This is a genomic window from Polyangium sp. 15x6 (assembly GCF_029960785.1).
In the GTDB taxonomy this organism is placed as follows: Bacteria; Myxococcota_A; Polyangia; order Polyangiales; family Polyangiaceae; genus Polyangium.
This window is the reverse complement of record NZ_JASBQE010000009.1, coordinates 149,907-161,636: the sequence shown is the minus strand read 5'-3', so window position 1 is coordinate 161,636 and position 11,730 is coordinate 149,907. Positions and strand designations below refer to the sequence as shown.

Annotated in this window: 8 protein-coding genes; 3 read left to right on the top strand and 5 right to left on the bottom strand. The window is 70.4% G+C overall.

Features of this window, described 5'->3' with window-relative positions; all coding sequences use genetic code 11:
* Positions 1-9: 9 nt before the first annotated feature.
* The 4 genes from QHF83_RS09720 to QHF83_RS09705 form a co-directional block, all read right to left on the bottom strand.
* Entirely contained in the window at positions 10-1,479 is a 1,470-nt protein-coding gene (locus tag QHF83_RS09720) for a hypothetical protein (RefSeq protein WP_282417497.1), read from the bottom strand.
* A gap of 69 nt (positions 1,480-1,548) precedes the next feature.
* A complete protein-coding gene (locus QHF83_RS09715; RefSeq protein WP_282417496.1) occupies positions 1,549-2,916 on the bottom strand; it encodes a serine/threonine-protein kinase in 1,368 nt (455 codons plus the stop codon).
* 57 nt (positions 2,917-2,973) lie between these two features.
* Positions 2,974-4,335 (bottom strand): argininosuccinate synthase, encoded by a 1,362-nt coding sequence (gene argG / locus QHF83_RS09710; RefSeq protein WP_282417495.1) that lies wholly within the window; start codon positions 4,333-4,335, stop codon positions 2,974-2,976.
* Positions 4,336-4,386: 51 nt separating this feature from the next.
* Positions 4,387-5,019, bottom strand: coding sequence for a sigma-70 family RNA polymerase sigma factor (locus tag QHF83_RS09705; RefSeq protein WP_282417494.1), 633 nt, complete (start codon positions 5,017-5,019; stop codon positions 4,387-4,389).
* 138 nt (positions 5,020-5,157) lie between these two features.
* Between QHF83_RS09705 and QHF83_RS09700 the strand changes: the two genes are divergently transcribed.
* Together QHF83_RS09700 and QHF83_RS09695 are read left to right on the top strand one after the other, a co-directional pair.
* Positions 5,158-7,908 carry a serine/threonine-protein kinase gene (locus tag QHF83_RS09700; RefSeq protein WP_282417493.1) on the top strand — a complete coding sequence of 917 codons (2,751 nt, stop codon included), beginning with the start codon at positions 5,158-5,160 and terminating at the stop codon, positions 7,906-7,908.
* Positions 7,909-7,977: 69 nt separating this feature from the next.
* Positions 7,978-8,685, top strand: a complete 708-nt coding sequence (locus tag QHF83_RS09695; protein WP_282417492.1) for a hypothetical protein — start codon at positions 7,978-7,980, stop codon at positions 8,683-8,685.
* A gap of 6 nt (positions 8,686-8,691) precedes the next feature.
* Here the strand turns inward: QHF83_RS09695 and QHF83_RS09690 are convergent, their stop codons facing one another.
* A complete protein-coding gene (locus tag QHF83_RS09690; protein WP_282417491.1) occupies positions 8,692-10,170 on the bottom strand; it encodes a HAMP domain-containing sensor histidine kinase in 1,479 nt (492 codons plus the stop codon).
* Between the two features lie 64 nt (positions 10,171-10,234).
* Between QHF83_RS09690 and QHF83_RS09685 the strand changes: the two genes are divergently transcribed.
* Complete coding sequence (locus tag QHF83_RS09685) at positions 10,235-11,599, top strand: sigma-54 dependent transcriptional regulator (protein ID WP_282417490.1); 1,365 nt, start codon at positions 10,235-10,237, stop codon at positions 11,597-11,599.
* The last annotated feature ends 131 nt before the right edge of the window (positions 11,600-11,730 follow it).

The following is an 11,730-nucleotide window of genomic DNA, read 5'->3' as shown; positions in this document are numbered from 1 at the left end:
TCCTCCCCGTCAATCGCAGGTGATCTGCGGCAGGACCGGCGACGACTTCAGCAAGACGACGCTGCCGTCGCCGAGCTGCCCGGAGTCGTTGCGGCCCCAGGCATGGATCACGCCGTCGGCGGTGAGAGCGAAGCTGTGCAGCGCGTCGGGGCCGGCCCCGATGGTCTTGATGGCCGGTAGCCCGACCACCTGCACCGGCGTCGTTCGCGGCGTGGTGCTGCCATCCCCGAGCTGCCCGTTCTGGTTGTCGCCCCAGGTCCATACGGTCCCGTCGCTCCGGAGCGCCATGCTGTGCAGATCGCCCGCGGCGATGGCCACGATGTCGGAGAGCCCCTGGACCTGCACCGGGGTATTTCGCTGCGTGGTGCTGCCGTCGCCGAGCTGGCCGCTCGCGTTCTGGCCCCAGGCCCAGACGGTTTTGTCGGCTTTGAGCGCCAGGCTATGCCCCTGCCCGGCCGCCACGGCCGCGGCGCCGGTGATGCCTTGCACCTGCACGGCCGTATTTCGCTGCATGGTGGTGCCGTCGCCGAGCTGACCGCTGACGTTATGGCCCCAGGCCCAGACCGAGCCATCCGCCTTGAGCGCCAGGTTGTGGAGCTGCCCCGACGCGATGATGACCACGTTGGAGAGGTTCTGCACCTGAATGGGCGCGGTGCGGTTGTTGACGCTCCCGTCGCCGAGCTGACCGTTGGAATTCTGCCCCCAAGACCAGACCGCGCCGGCCTTGGTGAGCGCCAGCGAATGGTACGAGCCCGCCGTGACGGAGAGGATGTCGGCGAGGTTCTGCACGAGCACCGGCGTATTTCGTTGGGTGGTGGTGCCGTCGCCGAGCTGGCCATAAAGGTTCGAGCCCCAGGCGCGGACGGTGCCGTCACTCCGCGCCGACACGACGTGCACGCGGCCGGCCGCGATGCGCAAAGCCCCCGTGAGCCCCTGGACCGGCACGGGCGTGGGCTGGCTCATCGTGCTGCCTTCGCCGAGCTGGCCCGAGGCGTTGCTGCCCCAGGCCATGGCCGTGCCTTCGCCCCGCACCGCCAGGCTATGCCCGCGACCGCCGGCGACGTCGATGAGGCAAGGTCCCTTTTCGCAGGCGGGCCCCACATGACCAGGGTTACAGACACACGCAAAGGAGCCTTGCGTGTTCATGCAGGTGGCGTTCTGGCCGCACGGGCTTTGCGCGCACTCGTCGATGTCGTTGCATTCCGTGGGCTCGCCGTCGCACGTAAAGCCCTGCTCCAGGGAGCAGGTGGCCGAACAGCCGTCGCCGTCCGCCGTATTGCCATCGTCGCAGTCTTCCCCACCGGCGACGCTCCCGTCGCCGCAGACCTCCGCGCCCTGCCCTCCGAAGCCCCCGGTGCCAGGCCCCCCGGCGCCCCGCGCACACCCCCCAGCCGATCCTCCGAGCATACTCGAGAGGAGCGCCCCACCCAGCAGCGTGGCCAGCGCCTTACCGCTCGTCACCCTTCGAATTTGGTCCACGACGTGACTCCTGTCTGAAGCTCGCCCGTACCACGTCCATGGACCCGATTCCAGATGCCAGCCCGGCGCTCATTTCCCCGTGAGCAGCCACCGGAGCGCCTCGCTCTCCGTCGTGAAGAACGAGTACACCGGCAATCCCGTCTCGTTCGAGAGCCTCTGAATCTGCATGCGCCCGAGCGCGCTGCTGATGAGGTTCGCCGCGCGCACGAGGCCATTCTGGCGCGCGTGGGTCATCGTCTTCTCGACGAACGCGCTCACCTCGGGCTTCTGCGGTGGAAAGTTCGAGATGTTCGCCAGGACGTACCAAGGTTTGCCGAGGAGCGGCCTCGTCCTGCGCTCGAATTCTTCCCAGTACCCCTTGCCATCCCCGACGTCCCAGAACCCCCACACGTCGACGCGGACCACGTTCGTCGCGCCATCCACCGTGACCAGAAACCCCTTTTTCGCGACCTCGCGCGCCGGTGGCGGGGCCGTCGCCGGGCGCGAAACCGACGACCTGGGTTTGGCCGATGGAACCGGCTCCACCGACGGCCGCGCGCTCTCCCGCACGAGGTCCGTGAGGGCCGCGATGGCCAACGTCGCCCGCGGAAAACGGGCCTCCACCGATTTCGCGGTCGCGACGGCGAACCAGACATCGAACCCGGCAGGGAGGTCGACGCGCTTGCGGCGCCTGGCCCGCGTCTCCGGCGATTCACGCGGGCCGCCAGAGATGTCGGCCGCGAGCAGGATGGGCGAGCCGTCGCGCTCGAGCTCCTCGGACCAGTAAGGCTCGCCGACGAGCAATTCGTAGGCGAGCTGGCCGAGGGCATAAATGTCGGCCGCGGGCCCGACGTCGCGCGAGGCCTCGACCTGCTCGGGCGCCATGTAGATCGGCGTGCCGAGGATGCCGCGGGTCGTGATGCCAGTGTCGACCGGATCCGCCGTCTTCACGACCCCGAAATCGAGGACCTTGACGCAAGGCGTGCCGTCGTCGCGCCACGAGACGAAGACGTTCTCGGGCTTGAGGTCGCGGTGGACGACGCCCGCGGCGTGAAGTTTGTCGAGGGCGAGCGCGGTCTGCGCGAGATGACGGAGCACGTCTTCGACGGGGATCCGGATGCCCTGATCGAGGATCGACCCGAGGTCGCGGCCGCGGAGCAGCTCCATCACGAGGAAAGGCATCTCGGTGCCGGGATCGACGCTGACGTCGAGGATGCGGACGATGTGATCACTCTCGATCGCGCCCGTCGCCCGCGCTTCGAGCTCGAAGCGCTTGCGGCCCTCCTCGTTCGATACGAGATTCGGCAGCATGACCTTGAGGGCGCGCCGGCTCGAGGTCTTCTCGTCGACGACCTCGTAGACCGTGCCCATGCCGCCGGACTTGATCGGCCGGATCACCCGATACCGGCCGTGGAAGAGGGTCTCGGGTTCGAGGAGCGCGGGGCGTGGCAGCAGCATCGAGGACAGGTGACGCTACCAACGCGCCCGCGCGGCGACAAGCGGCGCCGTATCCCCTCAGGAGAGGCGCTTCGGCCCGCCCTCCCCCTCGCCGAGGACGTCGCCGAAGGACGACGCCGAAGGACCGGTGAGGCGGCCGAGACGATCGGCATAATGGAGCAGGAGGGTGCGGTTGTCCGAGACGGCGAGGTTCTGGATCTCGAGGGCGCCGATGCGATCCTCGGGCGTGAACGCGGCCTCGGTCTTCTCCATGGAGAGTTTCTCGGGCGCATACGCGCTCTTCTCGGCGCGGGTCTCGAGGATCGTGTAATCGTCGCCGCGACGGAGCGAGAGGCGCACGATTCCGCTGATCGGCGTCGCGACCCAGCGGGCGAGCGACTCCTTCAGCATCATCGCCTCGGGGTCGTACCACTTGCCCTCGTAGAGGAGGCGGCCGAGGCGGCGGCCGAGCGTGACGTAGAGGTCGGTCGTGTCCTCGTTGTGCGTGGCGGAGAGCAGGCGCTCGTAGGCGATGTGGAGCAGCGCCATGCCGGGCGCCTCGTAAATGCCACGGCTCTTCGCGCCGATGACGCGATTCTCGATCTGATCACTCATCCCGAGCCCGTGCCGCCCGCCGATTTCGTTCGCCGCGACGACGAGGTCGAACAGGGACGAGAATCGCGCGCCGTTCAGCGCGACGGGCACGCCCTCGGCGTATTCGACCGTGATCTCCTCCTCGGCGATCGCGACGTCCGAGCGCCAGAACGGCACGCCCATGATGGGGTTCACGATCGTCATGCCCTTGTCGAGGAACTCGAGGTCCTTCGCCTCGTGCGTCGCGCCGAGGACGTTCGCGTCGGTGCTGTACGCCTTTTCGGTGCCCATCGGGTACGGCATGCCGATCGAATCGAGGTACTGGGCCATCTCGGTGCGGCCGCCGAAGGCGTCGACGAACTTCTGGTCGAGCCAGGGCTTGTAGATCTTGAGCTCGGGATCGACGAGCACGCCATAACGGTAAAACCGCTGGATGTCGTTGCCCTTGTGCGTGCTGCCGTCGCCGAAGACGTGCACGCCCTCCTCGCGCATGGCCCGGACGATGGCCGTGGAGGTGACGGCGCGGCCGAGGGGCGTCGTATTGTAATACTTGCGGCCGGCGGTCGAGAGGTGGAACGCGCCGCACTGGATCGCGATGATGCCCTCGCGCGCCATGGACTCGCGGCAATCGACGAGCCGCGCCGCCGCGGCGCCGTGCGTGAGCGCGACGGGCGGGATGTCCGCCGGGGTCTTCTCGTCCGGCTGGCCGAGATCGGCGGTATAACAATGGACGCGGAGGCCCTGGCGCGAGAGCCAGGCCACGGCCGTGCGCGTGTCGAGGCCCCCGGAGAATGCAATGCCGAGCGCGGTGCCCGGCGGAGGAAGGGTGCGGTAGATGCGGCTCATCTCGCCGCGTGCGATAGCAGGGGACGACGCGCCGCGAAAGAGCTTTTTTCGCTAGCCGTCATCCCCCACGAGCCCCTCACGCCGCCCCATCTCGTAGAGCTTTTCCTTGAGGTGCTGGAAGCGCTTGCGCAGGCGCGCGGCGGCGCGTTTTCGTTCGTCCGCCCCGAGCGGCGGCGCGTCCTCGCCGTGAAGCACGACGGCGAGGTCGTCCCACGAGAGCTGTCGATCGACGCGCAGCATGAGGAGTTCCTGCTCCTCGGGCGGCAGGCGCGCCCGGAGCTCGGCGAAACGATCACGACGCTCGGTACGGAGATAGGAGCGCGTGACGGTGCGGACCTCGGCCTCGATCGCCGAGAGCTGCGAGCCCTCCGGCAAGGGCACGACCCGCGCGGCGCGGCGCTTCTCCGCGCGGCGAAAATCGAGGGAGGAGGTGCGCGCCACGGCATACGCCCAGGTGCGGAAGGAGGCGTCCCAGCGAAAGCTCGGCAGGCTTTTCCAGAGCTTCTCGGCGAAAAGGGAGAATACCTCCGAAGCGTCGGTCTCGTTGCGGTGGAGCGCCGCGACGAACTCGAAGATCTCGGGGCCGTAGGCGCGCAAGGCGACGGACGTGGCGGCGCCGATGTCCCCGCCCTCGGCGAGGCGGCGGATGTCTGCGTCGATCGTGCGCCTTTTGTCCGCGTCCATGCGACGTGAGTCCCGAGCCTTGGGGCAGCGCGCGGGCACGGCCATCTTGCCCGCCCCGCCGGCGCTTGGGAAGTGCTCTCCCGCGCGAAACGGCGCTCGCGGATGGTATACTCGCGGCGGTCCATGCCAGGCGAGCCCTTGTCCGGACGCACGACCGACGTGCGGCAGGACGTCGACGACGGCGACGACGACACGTCCCTGTCGTCCTCGTCGGAAGACGGCGACGGGTCGATCACGCCCGATCCATTCCTTGCGAAGATCGCGCGGATCCCTTCGCGGAGCGAGCCAGGCGCGCCGGCGACGTTGCCGCGGCCGGGCGAGCGCGTGGGGCGATTCGTCGTGCGCGAGGAGATCGGTCGCGGCGGCATGGGCGTGGTGTTCGCCGCGACGGATCCGACGCTCGGCCGCGAGGTCGCGCTGAAGGTGCTTCTTTCGGAGGACGAGGAGCGCAAGCGGCGGCTCTTGCGCGAGGCGCGCGCGGCCGCGGCGCTCGGGCACGCGGGCGTCGTGGCGATCTACGACGTCGGCGAGGACTCGGGCCGGGCGTTCATCGCGATGGAACGGGTGCGCGGCTCGACGCTGCGCGAGCGGCTCGACGCGAGGCCAAAGGAGGCGCCTGCGCTGCCTCCGGACGAGGCGCGACGCGTCGCGCGGGACCTCGCCCGCGCGCTCGCGAAGGCGCACGGCCGTGGCCTCGTGCATCGGGACCTCAAGCCCGAGAACGTGATGATCGAGGCCGACGGCCGGGTGATCCTGCTCGATTTCGGGCTGGCGAAAGCGACGCACATGGAGATCGATCCGGTGTCGGTCGCGACGGCCGACGGCGCGATCATCGGCACGCCGAGCTACATGTCGCCCGAGCAAGCGAGCGGAAAGCCGGTGGACGCGCGGAGCGACGTTTTCTCGTTCGGCGTGATGCTCTACGAGATGCTGACCGGGAAGCGGCCGTTCGTCGGAAAAAACGCGGCGGCCGTGCTCGCGTCGATCGAGGGATCGGAGCCGACGCTGCCGTCGACGATCCGCGCGGGCGTCGACCCGGACCTCGCGCGCGTGGCGCTCCGGTGCCTGCAAAAAGAGCCGTACGCGCGATACGAGAACGCCGGGGCGATGGCGAAGGAGCTCGCTCTCGATCACGAAGCACGAAAGCCGGGAAGGAATCGCGTCCTGGCCCCGGCCGCGCTCGTGGTGCTCGTCTTGATGCTCGTCGCGGCGATCGGGGCGTCGAAGATCCAGCGCGAGAGGGCCGCGGCGCCGCCGGAGGAGCCCTCGGCGAGCAAGCGTGTCGCCGCCGTGAACGCGCTCTCGCCGGTGGTCGCGACGGATCTGCCGAGCTCGGAGTCGCGAAGCGAGGAGGCGCGCGCGGCCTATCGCGCGGGGCTCGAAGCATTCCGCGCGGGCGGCTCGTGGGGGCCGGATTTCCAGCGGGCGATCACGCTCGATCCGGCGCTCGCTTCGGCGCACGTGCAGTACGCGGCGATCGGGATGGCGCAGCACCTCGACGGCGTCCGCGAGAGCTTCCGGCAAGCGCGGGCGAAGAGCGACGCGCTCTCGCCGCGGGACCGCGCGCTGCTCGACGCGATCGAGCCGGTCGTGCAGCGCGAGCCCGCGGACTGGGCCGAGGCGAGCCGCAGGCTCGGCGTGATGATCAAGGACCACCCGGGCGACGCGCAGCTCTGGTACTTCCTGGCGCTCGGTCGCGGCAATTTCGACGATTTCCAGGCGTCGATCCAGCACCTCAAGCGCGCGATCGAGCTCGATCCGCAGTTCGCCCGGGCGCTCAGCTCGCTGGCCGTCTTCGAGGCATACCGCGGCCGGTTCGACGAGGCGCAGAAGGCCATCGATCGATGCCTCGAGGTCGCGCCGGACGCGATGGCGTGCCTGTCGTACCGCGCGCGCCTCGAAGGGTATGCGGGGCGATGCGCCGCGATGGAGTCGACGGCGCGGCAAATGATCGCGCGCGGCGCGCAGGCGCACCTCTCGTACCCGCTGCTCGCCGACGCGCTCGCGTCCCGCGGCGAGCCGAGCGCGACGGTGGAGGAGGCGCTGCGTCACGCGGGCAAGCAAGTGGACGAGCTACCGAAGGGCACGGCGGACCTCGTGCGCAGTCGCGTGCTCGTCGTGGGCGCGATGCGCAAGGCCGCGCTCTACGGTGACTTCGAGGCGGCGCTCGAACACGCGCGGGCCCTCGGGCAGAGGGCGGAGGGCAGCGCGCGGCGCAACGATCACGGGATCGCGGCGCGCGCGGTCGCGGAGCTCCTGATCGAATCGGGGAAGAACGCGGAGGCCGGGGCGGTCGCGCTCGGCTATCTGGACCGTCAGGGCGCGTGGGAGCCGGATCCGAGCGCGGAGGACTCGGCCCTCTCGAACGACGCGACCCCCGCGCTGCTCGTCGCGGCGCGCAAAGCCGGGGTGATCACGCGGGAGGGGCTCGCGTCGCGGCGACGCGCGTGGCTCGCGGAGTGGTCGTCCCGCGCGACGCCGGCCGCGCGGAGTTATCTGTGGCTGCACGGCTGGGCGGCCACGACGATCCAGGCGGAGGAGGCGCGCGACGCGCTCGCGGCGCTCGCGGAGCACGGGCCCCTGCCGCCGTACGTACCGGGCACGCTGGTGGGCGCGTCGGCGGGCCTCACGTTCTTGCTCGGCGGTCGGCTCGACGACGCGAAGCGCTGGCTCTCGCAGGCGGCCGGGAGCTGCTCGGCGCTGAGTTTTCCCATCGCGCACACGCGGGCGCACCTGTGGTTCGGGCAGGCGCTGGAGGCTTCGGGGGACACACGCGGCGCGTGTGCGTCGTACCGAACGGTGCTCGATCGATGGGGGCGCGCGCGGCCGCGGAGCGTGACGGCGGACGAGGCGCGCGATCGGTCGACGCGGCTCGGCTGTACACACTGAACTTTTTTCGTCACACCCGCCGGGGTTCTCCGTCGATCCCCATGAACGGACCGACGGAGGGCCTTCCTGATGCGCACTTCGCAGACGCTGTTTGCCGCCGTATCGATCGTCGCCGCAGCCTCACTCACGACCGCATGTGACGCACCTGCGGGCGCGGGGGATTCGAAGGAACCCTCCAAAGGAGCGGCCGAGTCGACGTTCGTCTTCGCGGGCAAGCGCGGATCGGCGGGCCAGGCGTGGCGTTCGCTCGGTCCGGACGGCACCGAGAAGCTGCACGGCGAGACGCGCCTCATGCTCGCGAGCGGGGCCGAGCGGCAGGTGGTCGAGGATGTGACGCTCGACGTGAGCGGCCGCATCGTGTCCGCCGAGATCACGACGACGAGCAGCACGCCGAACGAGCTCCCGGTGCGGCTCAGGCTCGTGCCTTCGGAGGGGCTCGTGCGGATCGTGTCGGGCTCGACCGAGACGAGCTTCCACGTGCCCGTGGATGCGCCGTGGGTCTACACGGCCCTGCCAGCGGGGATCCCCGCGACGCCGATCGCGGCGTGGATCGCGAAGCGCGGGGCCGACACGGCTCCGTGGCTGCGGGTGGTGTCGGCGAGCAAGGCGTGGAGCTACCTCGCGCCGCTCGATCAGCTCGTCGTGCAGACGGAGATGGGCACGACGGTGGTGCTCGGGGAAGACGCGGCGGATACGGACACGGTGTTCGTGCGCGATCTGCGCCTCTCCGGCGGCGAGTCGATCACGCGGACGAACGGGCCTGCGCTCGTGCTGTGAGGCGCTTCAGCGCGGGGTGGAGCTCGCTGGCAGGCGCACGATGAAGAGGGCGCCGCCTTCGGGTGCGTCCGCGATTTCGAGACGTCCGCCGAGCTCGCGCACGACGTCGGCCACGATGGGGAGGCCGAGCCCCGTGCCGCCGATCTCGACCTTCGTCGAGTAGAACATCTCGAAGACTTGCGACCGTTTGTCCTCGGGGACGCCCGGCCCCGCGTCGGCGACCTCGAGCCGGAGGAACGGCTCGCGCTCCGGATCGGCGGACTCCATCGCGAGCGAGATCCGGAGCGTGCCGCCGCCCGGCTGCGCCTGGATCGCGTTGATGCAGAGGTTCATCACGACCTGCAAGAGGCGATCGCGCACGGCCACGATGGGCGGGAGGCGTTCGGCGACCACGAGGCGCAGATCGATGCGACGCACGCGCAGGTCGGGCGCGAGGAACGCAGTCACGTCACGCACGACGTCGGCGAGCTGCACGGGGACGACATGGTCCGTGGGAGGCCGGCTCACGTCGAGCATGCGCTGGACGATGCGGGTGATCCGCTCGCACTGGCCGGCGATCGTCTCGAACTGCCGGCGCACGGGCCCGGGCAGCTCCTCGTCCGCGGCCGAGAGGCGCGACCAGCCGAGGATGGTGTTGAGCGGCGAGCCGATCTCGTGCGCGAACGATCCGGCCACCTGCCCCACGACCGCGAGGGCCTGCGCGTGCCGCATGCGCGAAGCGAGCTCGGTCCGCTCCGCCTCGGCCGCGAGCAGCTTCTCGCGCGTCTCGGCGAGGGATCGGGTCATGTCGTTCACGGCGCGCGCCACGCGATCGAGCTCGAGCAGCGGCGAGGCCTCGACGCGGACGTCGAGGTCCCCCGTGGCCACTCGATCGGCGGCGTGCACGAGGTTGCCCCACTCGCGTCCGAGCACGCGCGAGATCCAGATCGCGATGATCGACACGCAGAGCGCGGCCGCCCCGCCCGTGAGCGCGAGCCGCACCAGGGTGAGGTCGATCATGCGATCGATCGGCGCGAGCTCGCGGGTCATGATCACCGCGCCGAGGCCCGGCGCGTCACGCACCGGCTCCACATGAACCAGCACCTCCTCGTCGCCGACGAAGAGCGCGCCGTGGCTCGGCTCGCCGCTGGTAACGGCGCGCGCGGCCATGGCGTCGAGGGCGGAAGGAGCGTGCGCGAGCATCGACGAGCGCGCGAGCGGAGCACCTCGTTCGTCGTAGAGCGCCACGCCGTGAACGGTCTCCTCCGCGGCGACACGCTCGACGAGCGCCGCGGCTTCCTGCATTTGCCGGTTCGTCGCTGCGACGGGGAGGGCGGCCGTCCGGAGCGTCGCGATGTTGTCCGCGAGCGCGCGCTCGCTGCTCTCGACGAGTGAGGCGCGGGTCGTCCGGATGGACACGAGCCCCGTCACCACGAAGCCGAGGACGACGGGCGTCGCGAAGATGGCGAGGAGCTTGCGGGTGAGCCGCTTGCGCGCGAGGTTCATGGACGAGCTCGTTATGGCACACGGTCGGCCGGGAGCGCGCCCCGTGCCAAGCTCGGAGAACGGGATGGCCAGCACGAATCGCACGCCGATGCACCTGCTCGTGGTGGAGGACGACGCGCCCCTCGCGGAGCTCTTCGTCGGCATCGCCGAGAAGCGCGGCCTGCGCGCGTCGCGGGCCGCGACGATCGCCGAGGGGCGCGCGCGCATCGAGGCCGGCGACGTGGAGCTCCTCCTCTCGGACATGCGCTTGCCGGACGGCAGCGGCATCGACCTCATCGAGTGGACGCGCAAGGCGGATCCGCGCATCGTGATCCTCGCAGTCACGGCGTTCGGGAGCATCGAGATCGCGGTCCGCGCGGTGCGGCAAGGCGCCTACGATTTCCTGACGAAGCCCATCGAGCCGGCGGTTCTCGGCGTCGCGCTCGATCGGGCCGTGGAGGCGCGGCGTCTCCGGGGCGAGGTCGAGGCGCTGCGCGGGGCGCTCGCGACGGAGAGCGCGCTGCGCGGCATCATCGGCAAGAGCCGCGCGCTCGCGGACATCACGAGCATCGTGCGACGCGTGGCGGACTCTCCGGCGACGGTGCTCGTGACGGGCCCGAGCGGCAGCGGCAAGGAGCTCGTCGCCCGCGCGCTGCACGAGGCGAGCCGGCGCAAGGACGGTCCGTTCGTCGCGGTGAACGCCGCGGCGATCCCCGAGACGCTGCTCGAGAGTGAGCTCTTCGGCTACAAGAAGGGCGCGTTCACGGACGCGCGGCAGGACAAGAAGGGCCTGTTCGTCGAGGCGGACGGCGGCACGCTCTTCCTCGACGAGATCGGCGATCTGCCGCTCGTGCTCCAGGCGAAGATCCTGCGCGTGCTGGAGGAGCGCGAGGTGCGGCCGCTCGGCGCGACGCGCAGCGTGCCCATCGACGCGCGCGTCGTGGCCGCGACGAACCACGATCTGCGCAAGGCCGTGAAGGAAGGACGCTTCCGCGAGGACCTCTTCTATCGGCTCGCCGTGATCGAGATCGCGATCCCGCCGCTGCGGGATCGGCCCGAGGACATCCTGCCGCTCGCCGAGCATTTCCTCGGGCGGGCGAAGGCGCGCGCGGGGCACGAGATCCAGGGCTTTTCGGGGGCCGCGGCGCGCGTGCTCATGGCCTACGATTGGCCGGGCAACGTGCGCGAGCTGGAGAACGCCGTCGAGCGCGCGGTGGCCCTCGCGCAGGACGAGTGGCTCAGCCCCGACGACCTGCCGCCCACGGTGCATAAGCCGAGCACGCCCGATCTCTTCGCGAGCGCCGCCGAGCGCATGATGACGCTCGAAGAGGTCGAGCGCGCCTACGTGAAGCACGTGCTGGAGCGCTTCGGCGGCAACAAGGTCCGCGCCGCCGCCGCGCTCGGGATCAACCGCCGCACGATCCAGCGGTGGCTCGGCGAGGAAGAGTGAGCCCGAGAAGGCGTCGCCCGGTTCCCCAACCCTGAAACACGAAAATCATTTCGTGAATCCGAGGTGCGGCACAAAGTCGCACCTGGGATCCGACGTCGCACCGCGTCAGGGACGAAGCGCCACGGAAACGC